At 72.5% G+C, this 17,346-nt stretch carries 14 protein-coding genes and 1 other RNA gene; 10 read left to right on the top strand and 5 right to left on the bottom strand.

All coding sequences use genetic code 11. From position 1 onward, the window contains the following. Positions 1 to 20 precede the first annotated feature (20 nt). A complete protein-coding gene (locus LOK46_RS12785; protein ID WP_273564100.1) occupies positions 21 to 287 on the bottom strand; it encodes a hypothetical protein in 267 nt (88 codons plus the stop codon). A gap of 169 nt (positions 288 to 456) precedes the next feature. Between LOK46_RS12785 and LOK46_RS12780 the strand changes: the two genes are divergently transcribed. Genes LOK46_RS12780 through LOK46_RS12765 form a run of 4 tightly spaced genes read left to right on the top strand, consistent with a single transcriptional unit; the run spans position 457 to position 4,914 of the window. After that, positions 457 to 1,554, top strand: a complete 1,098-nt coding sequence (locus tag LOK46_RS12780) for an OpgC family protein (protein WP_273564099.1) — start codon at positions 457 to 459, stop codon at positions 1,552 to 1,554. Next, positions 1,515 to 2,381, top strand: a complete 867-nt coding sequence (locus tag LOK46_RS12775; protein ID WP_273564098.1) for an SGNH/GDSL hydrolase family protein — start codon at positions 1,515 to 1,517, stop codon at positions 2,379 to 2,381. The genes LOK46_RS12780 and LOK46_RS12775 overlap by 40 nt, the downstream gene beginning before the upstream one ends. A gap of 56 nt (positions 2,382 to 2,437) precedes the next feature. Further along, positions 2,438 to 3,778, top strand: a complete 1,341-nt coding sequence (locus LOK46_RS12770; protein WP_273564097.1) for a lipopolysaccharide biosynthesis protein — start codon at positions 2,438 to 2,440, stop codon at positions 3,776 to 3,778. Then, positions 3,775 to 4,914, top strand: coding sequence for a GNAT family N-acetyltransferase (locus LOK46_RS12765; RefSeq protein ID WP_273564096.1), 1,140 nt, complete (start codon positions 3,775 to 3,777; stop codon positions 4,912 to 4,914). The genes LOK46_RS12770 and LOK46_RS12765 overlap by 4 nt, the downstream gene beginning before the upstream one ends. A 154-nt stretch (positions 4,915 to 5,068) precedes the next feature. On the opposite strand, the gene LOK46_RS12760 is transcribed toward LOK46_RS12765, so the two are convergent. Next, complete coding sequence (locus LOK46_RS12760; RefSeq protein WP_273564095.1) at positions 5,069 to 5,353, bottom strand: hypothetical protein; 285 nt, start codon at positions 5,351 to 5,353, stop codon at positions 5,069 to 5,071. 171 nt (positions 5,354 to 5,524) lie between these two features. Here LOK46_RS12760 and LOK46_RS12755 point away from each other — a divergent pair, with 171 nt between their 5' ends. After that, complete coding sequence (locus LOK46_RS12755) at positions 5,525 to 5,779, top strand: hypothetical protein (protein ID WP_273564094.1); 255 nt, start codon at positions 5,525 to 5,527, stop codon at positions 5,777 to 5,779. A 10-nt stretch (positions 5,780 to 5,789) separates the two neighbouring features. Here the strand turns inward: LOK46_RS12755 and LOK46_RS12750 are convergent, their stop codons facing one another. The 3 genes from LOK46_RS12750 to LOK46_RS12740 all read right to left on the bottom strand — a co-directional run bounded on the left by LOK46_RS12750 (position 5,790) and on the right by LOK46_RS12740 (position 11,931). Next, a complete protein-coding gene (locus tag LOK46_RS12750; protein WP_273564093.1) occupies positions 5,790 to 8,171 on the bottom strand; it encodes a sensor histidine kinase in 2,382 nt (793 codons plus the stop codon). Positions 8,172 to 8,358: 187 nt separating this feature from the next. Beyond that, entirely contained in the window at positions 8,359 to 10,983 is a 2,625-nt protein-coding gene (pepN, locus tag LOK46_RS12745) for an aminopeptidase N (RefSeq protein WP_273564092.1), read from the bottom strand. A 105-nt stretch (positions 10,984 to 11,088) separates the two neighbouring features. Then, the gene (locus LOK46_RS12740; RefSeq protein ID WP_273564091.1) at positions 11,089 to 11,931 is read right to left on the bottom strand and encodes an acyltransferase family protein; all 843 of its coding nucleotides are present in this window, start codon (positions 11,929 to 11,931) and stop codon (positions 11,089 to 11,091) included. A 707-nt stretch (positions 11,932 to 12,638) separates the two neighbouring features. Here LOK46_RS12740 and LOK46_RS12735 point away from each other — a divergent pair. The 5 genes from LOK46_RS12735 to LOK46_RS12715 all read left to right on the top strand — a co-directional run bounded on the left by LOK46_RS12735 (position 12,639) and on the right by LOK46_RS12715 (position 17,327). Further along, positions 12,639 to 13,079 carry a VOC family protein gene (locus LOK46_RS12735; protein WP_273564090.1) on the top strand — a complete coding sequence of 147 codons (441 nt, stop codon included), beginning with the start codon at positions 12,639 to 12,641 and terminating at the stop codon, positions 13,077 to 13,079. A 51-nt stretch (positions 13,080 to 13,130) separates the two neighbouring features. Then, positions 13,131 to 13,529, top strand: an RNA gene (gene rnpB / locus LOK46_RS12730) — RNase P RNA component class A. 424 nt (positions 13,530 to 13,953) lie between these two features. Beyond that, the gene (rsmH, locus tag LOK46_RS12725; RefSeq protein WP_273564089.1) at positions 13,954 to 15,018 is read left to right on the top strand and encodes a 16S rRNA (cytosine(1402)-N(4))-methyltransferase RsmH; all 1,065 of its coding nucleotides are present in this window, start codon (positions 13,954 to 13,956) and stop codon (positions 15,016 to 15,018) included. Next, positions 15,015 to 15,428: a cell division protein FtsL gene (ftsL, locus tag LOK46_RS12720; RefSeq protein ID WP_273564088.1), complete on the top strand. Its 414-nt coding sequence runs from the start codon at positions 15,015 to 15,017 to the stop codon at positions 15,426 to 15,428. Before rsmH ends, ftsL begins: the two co-directional genes overlap by 4 nt. A 6-nt stretch (positions 15,429 to 15,434) precedes the next feature. Further along, complete coding sequence (locus LOK46_RS12715; protein WP_273564087.1) at positions 15,435 to 17,327, top strand: peptidoglycan D,D-transpeptidase FtsI family protein; 1,893 nt, start codon at positions 15,435 to 15,437, stop codon at positions 17,325 to 17,327. Positions 17,328 to 17,346 lie beyond the last annotated feature (19 nt).

The following is a 17,346-nucleotide window of genomic DNA, read 5'->3' as shown; positions in this document are numbered from 1 at the left end:
GGCGCCCGGTCGCCGCCCCGCTAGCGGGGGGCGCAGCCGATGCAGATGCCGCGCATGAGCCTGTCGTTCTTCGCCTCGCGCGGCGTGCGCACGCGCCGGTCGTCCGGTGTCGCCGCGCCGGCCCCGCGGCTCGGCGGCATGACGCGGCCGACCGTCGAGGTGTTGGGGGCGGTCGCCGTGGAGGCGGGGCCGCCGCCGGTGCCGGTCTGGGCCTGGGCCAACGCGGGGCCGGCCGCCAGGACCGGCAGGAGGAACGCGAGGCCGAGGGCAACGAGGGGGCGGGTCATGGGTGCGGAACTCCGTGCCGGGCCATAACGCGGGTGTGACCATCCGGTTCGACCGGGCGGCGCGATCCCCACCTTTGTTCGCCTTTGCAGAAGCGATGCGGCGCCGTATCACGGGCCGCGTTCCCGCCGCCGCCATCCTGAAGCGTCGAAACTCGGAGCCGCCGCGACGATGCGGGACCCCAACGCGATCGACTTCTGGCGCGGCTTCGCCCTGATCACGATCTTCATCAACCACATCCCGGGCAACACCTTCGAGCGCTACACCTTCTCGCAGTACGGCATCTCGGACGCGGCCGAGCTGTTCGTGTTCCTGGCGGGCTGGTCGATCGGGATCGCCACCCGAGGGCGCGACGGCAACCCGGAGCCGCCCGGCCGGAGCGTGGTGCGGCTCCTCGCCCGCACCGTCGAGGTCTACCGGGCGCAGCTCACCGTGATGCTGCTGGCGCTCGCCCTCATCGCGGGCGCGGCGCTGCTGCTCGACAACCCGCTGATCCTCGAGTGGCACAATGCCGGCAACTTCTTCGCGGACCCGATCCAGTCGGTCTGCGGGATGGCGCTGCTGACCTACCAGCTCGGCTACTTCAACATCCTGCCGCTCTACGTTCTGCTGATCGGCATCGCGCCCGTCTTCGTGCTGGTCGGCCGCTTCAGCCTGCTCTCGGCCCTGGGGCTGTCCGTGAGCGTCTACCTCGCGAGCCTCGTCTTCGGGTGGAACGTGCCGTCCTGGCCGGGCGAGGGCGACTGGTTCTTCGATCCGCTCTGCTGGCAGCTCCTGCTGGTGCTGGGCTTCGTCCTGCAGGGCTGGAACCTGCGCTCCGACGCCCTGCGCCGCTGGTCGCGGCGCCTGTTCCCGGCGGGCGTCGTCATCGTTCTCCTCGGGATCGTGCTCGCCGTGACGGAGATCCGCCCGGACCCGATGCTCGTTCCGGAGCCGCGCCTGCTCTTCACGTTCGAGAAGACTTACCTGACACCGGCGCGACTGCTACATTTCCTGGGGGTATTGTTAGCGTTTGCACCGCTTTACGCGGTTCTCGCCCCCCGAATCGGCCGCGTCGTCGGTTATCTGAGTCAGATGGGCCGGAATTCACTGGCTGTGTTCTCGATGGGCTCGATCCTGAGCCTGATCGGGCAGCTCGTGCGTTTCCAGACGGGCGGCGGCGCGCTGATCGATATGCTGGTCGCCGGCTCGGGCCTGGTCGGGCTGGGGTTTACGGCATGGTTCGTCGAATGGCGCAGCCGCAGCAGATCGGCGCGACCCCGCACATGACGCGGGTCCGGCTCGCCGCGGCGCTGGCCGCCGTCCTGCTGTCGGGCACCGCCGGCGGAGCGGCCGAGCAGGCGGCCGTTCCGGCAGCGGACGATCCGGCCCTGTCGCAGGAATGCCGGGTCCCGGGCGCGCAGCTCTACACCGTCGCCCAGCTCGGCGCCGTCAAGGCGGCGCTGGCTGAGAACCGGCCCCTCAAGATCCTGGCGATCGGCGGGAGCGCGGCCCCGGGCGCCTCGGCCTCCTACCCGGCCAAGCTCGAGGCCGCCCTGGAACACGCCCTCCCGAAGGTCGACGTGGTGATCGACCACCGCGGCCTTCCGGGCGAGATCGCCTCCGGGGCCGCCGAGCGCCTGCGCACCATGGTGGCCGAGGCCGAGCCCGACCTCGTCGTCTGGCAGGTCGGCACCCACGACGCCATCGCGCGCGTCGACGTGGACGCCTTCGCGAGCGCGCTGGCCGAGGCCGTGGGCTGGATGCGGTCCCACGGGATCGACGTGGTGCTGGTCGACCCGATCTACACGGCCAGCATGGCGGCCGACGTCGACTACAACCGGATCGTCGAGGCGGTGCGCAGCGTCGCGACCCAGCAGGGTGTGCCGCTGGTCCGGCGCTACGAGGCGCTGCAGTACCTGTCGCGCCGCAGCGACAAGGGCGAGGGCCACATGCTCGGCCGCCAGTTCCGGCTCAACGACCTCGGCCTGCGCTGCATGGCCGAGCACGTGGCCCTGACGATCGCGACCTCGCTGCTGCGGACGGAGGCGCCCAAGGAGCCCAAGGCGGCCCCGGCCCAGCCGCCCTTAACCGAGCCGCAACGCGCCCCGGGCTAGACCGGACGGCCAGAGATCGGCCTCCCGCCGAGTTCGGGTCCGGCGCGGAGCGCGTAGTGTCAGCCACGGCCCTCCCTGTCCTCGCGCTCCGGCACCTCCGGGCGCTGCGCGGCGGCCCGCAGCGGGCTGCCCTGACGGTCTTCGCGATCCGCGTGGGGTCGGCCGGCTTCGCCTACGGCGCCCAGGTGCTCGCGGCGCGGCTGATGGGCTGGGACGCCTACGGGATCTTCGCGTCGGTCTGGGTCTGGACCGCGATGCTGGGCCACACCCTGACCCTCGGCCTGTCGCAGGGCGCGTGCCGGTTCGTGCCGGGCGATCAGGCGCAGGGCGACCTCGACCTCGCGCGCGGCTACATCCGGGCCGGCGCCCTCGTGACCGGCGGGGCGGCGCTCGCCGTGGCGGGCCTCGGCGCGGCGCTGCTCGTTCTCGAGCCGGACCTGTTCGCCCCCGCCTACTGGGCGCCGATCATGGTCGCGCTCTGCGTGATGCCGCTCTTCGCGCTCCAGGATTACCTCGAGGGCGTTGCGCGCAGCCAGAACTGGGTCGGGCTCGCCATCGCGCCGCCCTACCTCCTGCGCCAGACCCTGATGATGGCCTGCATGGTCGCGGCGATCCTGCTCGGCGCGCCGCCCCGGGCCGAGGTCGCGATGGCCTGCATGCTGATCGCCGCCGCGGTCGCGACCGCTCTGCAGGCCGGCCTGCTCGCCGCGCGGCTCCGGCGGGAACTGCCGCCCGGGCCGCACCGCTACCGGTGGCGCACGTGGCTCGGCACGGGCCTGCCGATCGCCGCGATCGACCTCGCCAATGCCGGCTTCACCTTCGTCGACGTGATCGTGCTCGGCGCCCTGGTGAGTCCGGCGGAAGTCGGGGTCTACTTCGCGGCGACGCGCATCCAGCAATTCGTGGTGTTCGTGCATTACGCGGTCAGCGCGGCGACGCTCCAGCGCTACAGCGCCGCCCAGGCGCAGGCCAACCGCTTCCTCCTCGCCGAGCTGGTCCGGCGCCAGGGCCGCCTGACGGCGGCCGCGACGCTCGTGGTCGGCGGCGCGATCCTGGCGGTCAGCCCCCTGCTGCTGGCCATGTTCGGGCCGGGTCTCGGCGACAGCGTGCCGATCCTGTGCATCCTGATCGCCGGCAGCGTCGGGGCGAGCCTGTTCGGGCCGGGCGAGGATCTGCTGACCATGCTGGGCGGGGAGCGGCTCTGCGCCGGCATCACGGCGGGGAGCCTCCTCGCCGCCGCCGGCCTGTGCCTCGCCCTGGTCCCGGCCCTCGGGATCCTCGGCGCGGCCGTGGCGGTGGCGGTGGCGACCGTGGGCCGGACCGCCCTGCTGGCGCGCGCCGCGGGGCGGATCCACGGGCTGCCGACGCCGGTCTGGGCCGCCGGGACGGTCCGATGATCCCGGCGCGCACCCTCGGCACGGCGACCGGAGGCGCGGTCACCCTCGGCGACGCACCGGAGCCGGAGGCCTGGGACGCGCTGGTCGCGGCGAGTGCCGCGCCGCACCCGCATTTCTCGCGGCACGTCATCGAGGCCCATCGGACCGCCGGGCTGCTGCCGGCGGCCCTCCGTTACGTCACGGTCCGCGCGGGCGACCGGCTGGTCGCGCTGCTGCCGTACCGGGCGGCCCGGGACCTGTCGGTCCTCGGCGGCCGGAGCCTGCGGCCCTTCCTCTCGCCCTACGTGACCGCCACGGCGCCCCTGATCGCCGACGGTCCGGACCGGGCCGCTCACGCGCTGGCCCTGGTGGGCGGCCTCGAAGTCGCCGCCGGCGGCCGCGCCTGGCGCTGGCCGCTGCTGCCGACCGGGGAGGGCGCCGTGCCGGAGATGCTGGCGGCGATGCGCGCGCGGGGCTGGGCCATCGGCACGGTCGCGGGCTTCGACCGCCCGGTCATGGATCGGCGCGCCGATCACGCGGCGTTCCTCGCCGATCATCCCGACCGCGCGCGCTTCAAGGATCTGCGCCGCCGGGCGCGCCGCCTGGCGGAGATCGGAACCGTCACCCTCGCGAGCGCCACGGCCGGCGCGGAGCTCGCCCGCCTCGTCGCGGCCTTCCTCGACCTGGAGCGCGCCGGGTGGAAGGGGCGGGCCGGCACCGCCATGGCCTGCCGGCCCGAGAGTGCCGCGCTGGCCCGGGCGCTGTTCACCGCCGCTCCGGGTCCGGTCGGCGTCCGGGCCGACGCGCTGACCCTCGACGGCCGGCTGGTCGCCGTCAGCCTCGCCCTGGTCAACGGCGGTGTCGCGACCTTGCTGAAGACCGCCTACGACGAGGACCTGCGCAGCCACGCCCCGGGCCTGCTGCTGGAGGCCGAGATCGTGCGCGCCTGCCACGAGACCGCTTTCGCCGACCGGCTCGACTCGGCGACTCTGGAGGGATCGGCCCTGGAAGGTCTCTACCGCGACCGGGTTCCGGTCGCCGAGATCATCGCCGTCCCGCCCGGTCGACAGGTGATCTCGTTGGAGCGGCGCCTCCGGCTCGCCCGGTTCGAAGGGGACGGGCGGGCGGCCGCGAAGCGGGCCCTGCGGCGGCGCTAGCGCCGGTCGCGATCGGCTCAGACGGCTTGGAAGGCCGGCGACCCCGGTCGAGACATCCGCGCCGTGCTCCCTCTCCCGCGCGGGAGAGGAGACCCGCGCCTCGCCCGGCGCCGGCCCGACGATCGCCTCCGTCTCGCTTCGAGCGGGCGCGGCTCTAGCGGCCCCGGTACAGACCGTCGCCCTGCACCTGGTCGTAGACGCCGTGCCCGGTCCGATCGCGATAGGCGCGGCCGGCGATCGCGCCGGGGGTCGGCGGCGTGCCGGGCTGCGCGAAGCTCGTCTCCGGCCGGTAGGCCGGCCCCCAGCCGATCTCCTCGTCACCCGCGGGATCCTTGCCCGGGAAGCCGGTGACGTAGCCCGTGCTCTGCGCGAGCGCGGGCCCGGCGGCGAGCCCGAGCAGGAGCGCCAGGGTGCAGCGGTACGTTGTCTTGGATCGCATCGGCCGTATCCTCCACGTCCGGTCCGCCGAGCGGACCACCTGCGGAGCAAACCCGGATCCGGAACGGAGGGTTTTCCGGCGTGTACTCATGCCGCGGGCGAGACGGCGAGCGGGCTGCTCGGACCACCGGCGGCCCGCGCGGGGCGGGCGATGATCGCGGAGGCGGGCATCATGGACGACTGGAAGGCGGGGCTCCGGGCGGAGATGCGGGCCATCGACATCGCCACGGGCGACGCGGCCTCGGCGCAGCTGCCGGACCTGCTGCGACGCCTCAGGCGCCATCAGGCCGGTCTCGGCGGCAACCCGGTCCTGTCCCTCTACCGGCGCTGGCGCATCCGGCGCCTCGCGCGCGCTGTCGCCGAGGCGCGCTGGCACGCGGAACAGGCGCGTCTCGCGCGCCGCGGCGGGCTCGATCCGCGTCCGTGAGCGGTCCCGCTCAGGCGACGGCGGAGCGGCCTGCCGCGGTCCGGGCCGCCCGCGGCGCCTCGCGCATGACCGTCGCCGCATCGGCCGTCGCGGAACTGGTCGAGCCGGTCGGAACGAGGGCCTCCGGCCGCTCGGCCGGGGCGGCCGGCAGCCGTACGAGCACGATGGTGCCCACCGTCTCCTCGGAGCGGATCCGGAGCGAGCCGCCGTGCAGCTCGACCATCGAGCGGGTGATGGCGAGCCCCAGGCCCGAACCCTTGTGGCATCGGGTCATCTGCCGCTCGACCTGCGTGAAGGGCCGGCCGAGGCGGGCGAGGTCGGTGCGCGGGATGCCGATGCCGTTGTCCTCGATGTAGAGGTGGGTGCAGGCGCCGGCGCGGCGGCCGCGGACCGCGACGCGGCCGCCGGCGGGCGTGAACTTCACGGCGTTCTGCACGAGGTTGGCGAGGATCTGCCCGATCGCCTGCGGGTCGGCCAGGAGCTCGAGCCCCGGCACGACGTCGACGCTGACGGTGATCGCCTTCTCGCGGGCGGCCGCCTCGACGGGCGCGAGGGCCGCACTGACGGCGGTCTCGGCGGAGATCGCCCTCGGGCTCAGGCGCACGCGCCGGGCCTCGAGCCTGGCCATGTCGAGGATGTCGTCGATCATGGACAGCAGGTGCGAACCGCTCTCGCGGATGTCGCGGCAGTACTCGGTGTAGCGCGGGGTGCCGAGCGGGCCGAGCACGGCGTTCTCCATCACGTCGGCGAAGCCGATGATGGCGTTGAGCGGCGTGCGCAGCTCGTGGCTCATATTGGCCAGGAACTCGGCTTTGGCCTGGTTGGCCGCCTCGGCGGCCGCCTTCTGGTCGAGGTAGCGCTCGGCGAGGTCCGCGAGCTGCTGGGTCTGGAGTTCGAGGGTGCGGCGGGACCGTTTGAGGTCCTTCACGGTCTCGATCAGTTCGCGCTCGGAGGCGAGGAGCTGTTCCTGATTCCGCTTCAGGCTGGTGATGTCGGTCCCGACCGAGACGTAACCGCCGTCCTTGGTGCGCCGCTCGCTGATCTGCAGCCAGCGGCCGTCGCTGAGTTCGGCCTCGAAGGTGCGGGCCGCCACGCCGGTCAGCGCCATCCCGGCCTCGGGCGATTCCCGCCGGACCTGGGGCAGCACGCCGCGGCCCATCACGTCCGTGTAGCTCCGGCCGGCCTGCGCATCCTCGGGGCTCAGGGCGTGGAGGTGGCGGAACTTCGAATTGCACAGGACCAGGCGGTTGCCGGTATCCCAGAGCACGAAGGCCTCCGAGATCGCCTCGACGGCGTCGCGCAGACGCATGTCGGCCGCGGCGTTGGTCTCCTCCAGGGCCCGCTGCTCGCTGATGTCGTTGGCGATGCCGACGAGGTGGCGACCACCGTCGGCGGCGTCGGCCACGACCTCGGCGCGGGCGCGCAGCCAGACATAGGCCCCGTCGGCGCCGCGCATGCGGAAGGCGTGGTCGATATGTGTCTGGTTGGCCGCGAGCCCCCGGGCGAGGCTGTACAGGTCGCCGTCGTCGGGATGGACGAGGCCGTTGACGTCCCCGAACGAGAGGTACTCGTGCTGCCGCCGGTAGCCGAGGAGGGTGTACATCGAATCGGACCAGTAGATCCGGCCCCGCGCGATGTCCCAGTCCCACAGCCCGCAGGCGCCCCGGCGCAGGGCGGTCTCCAGGCGGCCGCGGATCTGCTCGCGGGCGCGGTCGGCGCGGGCGGCCTGACGGGTCTGAAGGCCGTAGGCGAGCCCGACGCCGACGATGACGATCGCGGCGGCGGCGATCAGGACGATCTGGTCGCGGGTGCGGGCACTCCAGCCGCGCAGCAGCGGCTCGACGGGCTGGAGCACCGCCACCTGTCCCGCACCGCCGGGCAGGCTGTGCATGGCGGCGAGCACGCTCTCGCCGCCGGGAAGTTCGAGCGCCATGGCGCCCGCGCGCTCGCCGAGGCCGGAGAGCGGCTCGCTCTCGCCGAGCACCGCCGCGAGGGTCGTCCGGTCGGCGGGCAGCGGCGGATGGGCGGCGACGATGCGGGTGTCGGGGCGGACCACCAGCAGGCGGCGGCCGGGATGCCGCTCGCTCTCGGGCATCAGGGCGCGCAGGTCCTCCGCCACGGTGCCGGCCGGGTCCACCGCCCGCGCCGCCAGACGGGCGAAGCCCTCGACCTCGGCCTTCGCACCCGCCAGGATCTCGGCCCGCTGGCCCTGGATGTGGAGCGCCGCGAGCCCGACGAGGCAGGCCAGAAACACCGCGAGCGTTCCCGGCACGGCGTAGCGCAGCCAGCGCTCGGCCTGGCCGAGCCGCGGGTCCCGGCTCCGCATGGGCCAGGAGATCGTGAGACTCGAATCCGCACGCGCGGAGAAGGAAGCGGAAGCCGCCTCCGGCATGGCCGAACCTCGCCCGTGGGAACTGTGATCCGGTGCGGGCACCCGGCCCCCGAAGGCCCCCCGAATCTGACTGAATACAATCACTTCGGGGGGCAGTTTGTCCACGGATTTTTTACCATAAGGGCTTGACGAAAGCCGGGTGTTGCCCGGCCGCCCGAGAATCGATTTCTACCGCAGGTTCAGATGCTTAGCCACCTCCGAGGGTGCGCGCGACGATGTCGGCCGTGTCCCGGGAAAGCCCCGGGATCGCCTTGATCCCATTCAGCATTTCGACCGCTTTGGCGCCGCGTGATTTTTCCAGCCGGCGCCAGGATCCGAAGGCCGTGAGGAGCCGCGCGGCAACCTGTGGGTTGGTCGAATCGAGCGCCGCGACCGTGTCGGTCACGCGGGCGAACCCCGCCCCGTCCCGCCGGGCGAACTGGGTCGGATTGCCGAACGCGAAGCTCCCGATCAGCGCCCGCACGCGGTTCGGGTTGGTCATGGTGAAGGCCGGGTGTTCCTGCAGCCGCGCGATCCGGTCGAGGGTGCCGGGCTCCGGGATCTGGGCCTGGATGGCGAACCACTTGTCGAGGACGAGGGGCTCGTCGGCGTAGCGGGCCGCGAACTCCGCGAAGGCGGCCTCGCGGGTCTCCCCGGGGATCAGCGCCAGCGTGCCGAGGGCGGCGAGCCGGTCGGTCATGTTGGTGGCCTCGGCCAGGCGCTCGGCGGCGCGGGCGGCGCCCGCCCGGGGATCGCCGGCGGCGATCAGGTCGAGGGCGGCGTTGCGGAGCGACCGGCGTCCCGCCGAGGCGGCGTCGGGGCTGTAGGGCGCACCGGCCACCGGCGCGAGCGCCGCGTCGATCGATTCGAGCCGCGGCCGCAGGGCCTGGCCCAGACGCGCCCGCAGGTCGAATCGCGCGCGGTGGATCGCGTCGGGATCCACGTCGGCCGGGACCGCGTCGGCGGCCTCGCCCTCGCTCGGCAGCGCCAGGACCAGGGCCGCGAAGGCCGGGTCGGCCAGGGCCTCGGCGTCGAGGAACCGGCCGAGTGCCGCGGCGAACGCCTCCGTGCGATCGGCGTCGGGCTCGAGGATCAGCCGCAAAGCCACGTCCTGCGCGGCCTGCCAGCGGTTGAACGGGTCGCTGTCCTGCGCGAGGAGCCGCATCCGCTCCGCGTCGGTCAGGGCGAGGTCGAGCCGTACCGGGGCCGAGAAGTCGCGCAGGAGCGAGGGGACCGGCTCCTCGGCGACCGCGTCGAACACGATCTCGGCCTCGGGGCGGTCGAGCACGTAGACGCCGTCCCGCACGTCCGGGCAGGTCGCCGCCGTCAGCGGCCCGGTCGGCCCGACCAGACCGAGGGCCACGGGGATCACCAGGGGCGGCCCGTCGGGCTCCGCGCCGCCGCCGGGCAGGCTCTGGGCGAATCGGAGGGTGCAGCGCGCGGCGGCCGGATCGTACGCGGCCGCGACGGCGAGGCGGGGCGTGCCGGGGCGCTCGTACCAGCGGGCGAAGGCGTCGAGATCGCGCCCGGTCACCGCCGCGAAGGCCGCGAGGAAGTCCTCCACGGTGGCGGCGCGCCCGTCATTGTCGGCGTAGTACCGGTCCATGCCGGCCCGGAAGGCCTCGGGACCGATCAGCGTCCGCAGCATCCGGACGATCTCGGCGCCCTTGTCGTAGACGGTCGCCGTGTAGAAGTTGTTGATCTCGGCGTAAGCCCGCGGCCGCACCGGGTGCCGCAGCGGCCCGGCATCCTCGGCGAACTGGCGCGCCCGCAGGGAGCGCACCTCGGCGATGCGGTGCACCGGCCGCGAGCGCATGTCGGAGGAGAATTCCTGGTCGCGGAAGACCGTGAGCCCCTCCTTCAGGCAGAGCTGGAACCAGTCCCGGCACGTGACCCGGTTGCCGGACCAGTTGTGGAAGTACTCGTGGGCGATGATCGCCTCGATCGCGGCGTAGTCGCCGTCGGTCGCGGTCTCGGGGCTCGCCAGGACGTATTTGTCGTTGAAGATGTTGAGGCCCTTGTTCTCCATGGCGCCCATGTTGAAGTCGGACACCGCGACGACGTTGAACACGTCGAGGTCGTAGGCGCGGCCGAAGGCGGTCTCGTCCCAGGCCATGGAGCGGATGACGGCGTCGAGGGCGTAGCCCGCCCGGTCTTCCTTGCCGGGCTCGACGTAGACCGCGCAGGTGACGGGGCGACCCTCCATGGTGGTGAAGCGCGTCTCGACCTTCCCGAGCCGGCCGCCCACGAGGGCGAACAGGTAGGCGGGCTTCGGGTGGGGATCGTGCCAGATCGCGAAGTGGCGGCCCGGCCCGGCCTCGCCGGTCTCGACGGGATTGCCGTTGCCGAGCAGGACCGGCGCCTCGGCCCGGTCGGCCTCGATGCGCGTGGTGTAGACCGACAGCACGTCCGGCCGATCGAGGAAGTAGGTGATCCGGCGGAAGCCGTCGGCCTCGCACTGGGTGCAGTAGACCCCGTTCGACCGGTAGAGGCCCATCAGCTTGGTGTTGGCGGTCGGATCCACCTCCGTGACGAGGCGCAGCGCGAAGGGCCGCCGCGGCGGATCGCGGAGGATGAGTCCGGACGGCGTCGCCGCGAAGGCGTCGGGCGCCAGCGGCGCGCCGTCGAGTTCGGCCGAGACCAGCCGGAGATCGTCGCCGTCGAGGGTGAGCGGCGCCGCGGGAACACCCACCGGGTTCGGCCGCAGCGTCAGGGTCGCGTCGATGCGGGTCGCGTGCGGGTCGAGACGGATGTCGAGGTCGACGCGATCGATCAGGTAGTCGCTGGGCCGGTATTCCTCGAGGCGGATCAGCGGCGGCGTCTCGGTGCGCATTCGGCTCACTCCGTGTGCGGGAGGGGCCCGTTCTGGTCCCTCGGAGCGCGCGGCGCAACGATCGGAGCCGTCGAAACGGCGCGCGTCGGGCGGCCTTCGCCCGGCTCAGAGCCCCGGGGCGGGGCGGCTCTCCGCGAGGAGGGGGCGGTCAAGGCCGATCCTGTCGAGCGTGGCGGACAGGCGGCCGCGGACGAACGGCTCGGCCCAGCGCATGACGGCGAAGCTCAGGAGCAGCATGGCGCCCCACGCGGCCACGAGCGCCGCGTAGGGCGGGACCCCGGCGCCGACGAGGCGGTGAATCAGGGCGGCCCCGTTAACGTTGTGCAGGAGGTAGAGCGGGTAGGTCATCAGCCCGAGCCGCCGGGCCAGCGCGCAGCCCCGCTCGCCGAGCCGCGCGCGGAGCCACGCGTTGCCGCGCACGCTCGCGACGATCATCAGGACGCGGACCGCGAAGACGAGGCGCGGGAGGAGCGGAGCCTCGCTCCGGCTCATCTGGAACAGGAACGACTCGGCCGCGTCGCCGATCTCGACGAGCGCCCCGACCGCGCAGACGGCGATCACGCACAGACGTCCAGCCGTCGGCCCCTTGACCAGCGATAGCCACAGGAAGACGCCGAGCGCGAAGAAGCAGCCGTGGCGCAACAGCGTCAGCTCGGCCACGCGGCTCGCCGCGAGGGCGCCGAGGCTCGGCACGGCCAGTGTCGCGACCCAGAAGAGGGTGCTGGCGGCGCCGACCGCCGCGCAGACCGGGCCGATGCTCCGGAATCGCCCGAGCCGCAGCAGCGCGAAGACGAGGGCGTAGAAGGCGATCTCCACGCCGAGGGTCCAGTAGACCCCGTCCAGCCACGGCTCGACCGGAACGAACAGGACGCAGTCGAGATAGGCCCGCAGCACGTGCCGGACGGATCCCATGCGGCCGATGGCGAGTGAGACGAGCGCGGTGAGCATGGCGCAGATCCAGACCGCCGGCACGAGACGCAGGAGGCGGCTGCGCAGGAAGGCGCGCGGTCGCGTGCTCGGCCGAGTAGGCGATCACGAAGCCCGAGATGACGAAGAACAACTCGACCCCGATCCATCCGAACCACGTCCAGGCGAACAAGCCCGGGTAGGCCGCGGCGGAATCGAAGGCCCGCCCGGCCGTCGAGAGCGGCGCCTGCCAAGCGTAGGCGCCGAGATGAAACGTCATGACCAGTATCGCGGCGAGTAATCGCGCCGCATCGAGGCCGATCATCTGTGCATCATGCCTGCCGCGCCCGGGTTCCTGCGCCTTCATCACGGCCTCCGACGTTCGAAACCGCGCGCGTCATCCCGTTGAGTAAGTCCAATCCGTCGCAACGGGGCTACAACTTGCTGGGTAAGCCGCGCACCATCCTTTGGCCGAAGGATCTCTCCGTCGGCGGATCCAGAGAGTGCTGCGGGACCGACCGGATGCACGCGGCGCGGCATCGGCCGTCGGGCGGATGGCTCCGGAGGGCAGGTCGCCACAGTCTCGAGTTCGGCTCGACGGGTTCCGGCTCGCCGGAACGTCCGGGCCGTTTTGTCCCGAGTCTGTACCGGACGGCCTTCTCACCGCCGGGACGGCCGCTAGCTAGCGGGGCGAGTCAGCCGGAGGCGGGCCAGGGGTCCGTTCTCGAAGAGCAACAGGACAGGTCCCGATGGAATTTCTACACACCATGGTCCGGGTCGCCGACCTCGACCGGGCGCTCGCCTTCTACGTCGACACGTTCGGCCTGAAGGAGGTGCGCCGCGTCGAGAACGAGAAGGGCCGCTTCACCCTCGTGTTCCTCGCCGCGCCCGGCGATGTCGAGCGCGCCTCGACGACCAAGTCACCGCTGATCGAGCTCACCTACAACTGGGATCCGGAGACCTACTCGGGCGGGCGCAATTTCGGCCATCTCGCCTACCAGGTCGACGACATCTACAGCTTCTGCGCCAAGTTGCAGGAGAAGGGCGTCACCATCAACCGGCCGCCGCGCGACGGCTACATGGCCTTCGTGAAGTCGCCGGACGGCATCTCCATCGAGATCCTCCAGAAGGGCGGCGCCAAGGAGCCGCAGGAGCCGTGGAAGTCAATGGAGAATACCGGCACCTGGTAGCGGGCCCGCACCCTTGACCCGGACGGCCCCGCGGGCGCATCTGCCCGCGGATCAGCCGGCCGGGCGGCCGCTCCGGACGCGCGAGCGTACGGGGAGGAAAGTCCGGGCTCCATGGAGAGACGGTGCCGGATAACTTCCGGCGGGGGCGACCCCAGGGACAGTGCCACAGAGAGCAGACCGCCCCGGATCCGTCCGGGGTCAGGGTGAAAGGGTGCGGTAAGAGCGCACCGCGGACGCGGCAACGCGGACGGCACGGCAAACCCCACCGGGAGCAAGACCGAATAGGGGCGGCGCGCCCTTCGCGAGAAGGGCAGGCCGGCTCTCCAGGCCAGTCGCCCGGGTTGGTTGCTCGAGGCGGTCGGCAACGATCGTCCCAGAGGAATGGCTGCCACGTCGGCGCGCGCGAGCGCTCCGGCCCTACAGAACCCGGCTTACAGGCCGGCTGATCCACCTCCCGATAAGACCTGCGGCTTCAACGCCTTATCGATCCGGCGCCGCGTCCGCGGCGGACGCGGCGCCGAAGATTCCGGTGCGGCAAAAACCTTCGGTTAACCTTGCCGGGTTCAGATCGGTCCGCGCGGCAGCGCCAAGCTTGTGCGTTGACGATCCTCCGAGGCCCATGATACCCGGCATACTCCCGTCAACGGCGTGTATCGGATCGCCGAGCGCACCCTGCCATCGCGCAGGTCCCGTCCGTGCGCGGCGTCTTGCGCGCTCCGCATCCGGTGCCGTTCCCGTCACGCGCGCCGCGCTCGCGCGGCCCGGCACAGGGCACCATGAGACGCACGAGCCGCACCCGCGCCCGGATTTCCAGGGCGCGCCGACAATCCGCCCGTCCTCGCGCGCCACGGCGCGCCGCACCGGCGAGGCGGTCATGAGCCGGCGCCGCTCCTCCCCCGAGAGTTCGCCCCACCACGGCGGCGGCGATGCGGCGGCAGAACTGCACGTCCCCGTCCTCCTCGCGGAAGTCGTCGACGCGCTCGGCACCGCGGGCGGGATCACGGTCGACGGCACGTTCGGTGCCGGCGGCTACACCCGCGCGCTCCTCGCGGCGGATCCGGCCCTGCAGGTCGTCGCGATCGATCGCGACCCCACGGCGATCGCGGGCGGACAGGCGCTCGTCGCCGAGTCCGGCGGGCGCTTGCGCCTCCTGTCCGGCCGCTTCGGCGACCTCGACAGCCTCCTCGTGGAGGCCGGCATCGCGCAGGTCGACCGGGTCGTCCTCGATATCGGCGTCTCGTCGATGCAGCTCGACGCGCCGGAGCGAGGCTTCTCGTTCCGCAGCGACGGCCCCCTCGACATGCGCATGGCCAGCGACGGGCCGAGCGCCGCCGATCTCGTGAACGAGGCCGACGAGACCGTGCTGGCCGACATCATCTACCATTTCGGCGAGGAGCGGCGATCGCGCGCGGTCGCGCGGACCATCCTCGAGGCGCGACGCCGCGGGCGGATCGAGTCCACCGCGCAGCTGGCCGAACTCGTAGCGGGCGTGGTCCGGACCGAGCCCGGAAGCCACATCCACCCGGCGACGCGGACCTTCCAGGGCCTGCGGATCGCCGTGAACGACGAGCTCGGCGAGCTGGTCCGTGCCCTGCACGCGGCCGAGCGCGTGCTCAGGCCCGGCGGCCGGCTCGCCGTCGTGACGTTCCACTCGCTCGAGGACCGGATCGTCAAGCAGTTCTTCGCGGCGCGCAGCGGTCGCTCCGCGCAGGGCTCGCGCCACCTGCCCGGCGGCCCCGTCGAGACCGTCCGCAGCTTCCGTCCCGTCACCAAGGGCCCGGTCCTGCCGGGCGAGGCCGAGACCGCCCGCAACCCGCGCGCCCGCTCGGCCAAGCTCCGGGCCGCGGAGCGCACCGAATCCGACGTTCCCGAACCGCTGGCCGCGCTGACCGCGCTGGCGAGCCTGCCCGACGCGGCCCGCGGAGGCCATCGCCGATGATCCGCCTCCTGAACCTGCTGGCGGTGGCCGGCCTCGTCGCCTCGGCGATCTACGCCTACTCGATCAAGTACGACACGCTCTACCAGGGCGGACAGGTCTCGAAGCTGCAGACCGCCCTGCACAAGGAGCGGCAGGCGATCGCCGTGCTGCGCGCCGAGTGGCAGCTCCTGACGCGGCCGGACCGCCTCCAGGCGGCCGTCGACAAGCACCTCGCCCTGGAGCCGATCGGCACCAGCCACCTCGCGCGCCTCTCGGATCTGCCCGCCCGGCCGGAGCGCGGCGACGAGATCGGCCGGCTGCTCGCCGCCACGGCGACGCCCAAGGACAAGGGCGCGATCGAGCCGCGCACGACCGGCGCGATCACCCGCACCGTCACCACGACCCGCACCCCGACGACGGCTTCGAGGTAAACCCCCGTGTCCGATCACGCCGACCAGACCCTAGACCCGGCGGTCGAGCCCGCCGTGTCGGACCACGAGGCGGCGCTGCTCGAAGCCGCCGCGCTGGCGCACGCCGCCAGCGCGCCGCGCCCCCTGGAAGAGGAGGCGCGCGAGCCCGAGCCGCGCGCCGACCGCGCCAAGGCGCTCGTGCGCAGCATGTTCCGGCTGGCGATCGAGCGCTCGCACATGCGCGTCGCGATGGTCGGGCTGGTCTTCGTCGGCGTGTTCGGGACGATCTCGGCCAAGCTCCTGATGATGGCGATCTTCGGGGAGCCGCCCAGCCAGGAGCACCGGGTCGCGGCCGCGTCCTCGACCGCCTTCCGGCCCGACATCATCGACCGCAACGGCGAGATCCTGGCCACCGACATCCGCACGGTCTCGGTCTTCGCCGAGCCGGGCAACATCTACGACAAGGACGAGGCGGTCGAGCTGCTCACCGCCGTCCTGCCGGAACTCAACGCCTCCGAGCTGCGCGCCAAGCTGACGCAGCGCAAGGACAAGAAGGGCGCGGGCTTCGTCTGGGTGAAGCGCGAGCTGACGCCGAAGCAGCAGGCCGAGGTCCACCGGCTCGGCATCCCCGGCATCGGCTTCCTGCCCGACCACAAGCGGGTCTACCCGAACGGCGTCGCGGCTGCCCACATCCTGGGCGCGACGAACCTCGACGGCATCGGCATCGCCGGCATGGAGAAGTACATCGACTCCACCGGCCTGCAGGCCCTCAACAGCTTCGGGCTGATCAACAAGCAGGCCGACCTGAAGCCGGTGCAGCTGTCACTCGACCTGCGGGCGCAGTTCGCCGTGCGCGACGAGCTGGCCTGGGGCATCGACCACTTCAAGGCCAAGGCCGGCGCCTCGATGATCCTCGACGTGAAGACCGGCGAGGTCATCGCGCTCGTCTCCATGCCGGATTTCGACCCGAACGACCCGAAGGACGCGCTCTCGCCCGACCGCATCAACCGGATGAACGTCGGCGTCTACGAGATGGGCTCGACCTTCAAGGCGATGACCCTCGCCATGGCGCTCGATTCCGGCAAGTACAACGTCAACTCGACCTTCGACACCCGGGGCGGCGTGTTGAACTGGGGCCGGCAGAAGATCCACGAGTACCACGGCACCAACCGCGTCATCACCATGCCGGAGGTGTTCACCCACTCCTCCAACATCGGCTCCGCCAAGATGGCGCTGGGCGTCGGGGTGCCCGGCCACAAGGCCTTCCTGAAGAAGATGGGCCTGCTCGACCGGCTGCGCACCGAGCTGCCCGAGAGCGCGGCGCCGATCGTCCCGTCGCGCTGGACCGAGATCAACACCATCACGATCGCGTTCGGCCACGGCATCGCGGTGGCGCCGATCCAGGCCGCGGCCGCGGTGGCGGCCATCGCCAACGGCGGCGACCTGATGACGCCGACCTTCCTCAAGACGACGCCCGAGGCGAGCAGGGCGCGGGCCACGCACGTGCTCTCCGGCCAGACCTCCGAGGCGATGCGCTACATCATGCGGCTCAACGCGGCCGAGGGCTCGGCCAAGAAGGCGGCGGTCCCGTACTACTTCGTCGGCGGCAAGACCGGCACCGCCGAGAAGGTCATCGGCGGCCGCTACATCCACAACCGCCTGTTCACGACCTTCATGGCGGCCGCGCCGATGAACGATCCGAAGTACCTGTTCGTCACCATCATGGACGAGCCGCAGGGCCTGCCGGAATCGGGCGGCTACGCCACGGCGGCCTGGAATTCCGGCGTGGTCACCGGCAAGGTGATCGAGCGCGTGGCGCCGATCCTCGGCCTGCCGCCGCAATTCGAGCCGCCGGTGAGGCCGTTCCCGCAGATGGTCAAGCTCAACGCCTACCACGTCAACCAGCTCGGCGGCCCATGAGGGTGGATCGATGAGGGTG

This window comes from Methylobacterium sp. NMS14P (genome assembly GCF_028583545.1).
Lineage (GTDB): Bacteria > Pseudomonadota > Alphaproteobacteria > Rhizobiales > Beijerinckiaceae > Methylobacterium.
The sequence above is the reverse complement of the archived record's forward strand: the minus strand, read 5'-3'. Positions and strand labels throughout refer to the sequence as shown.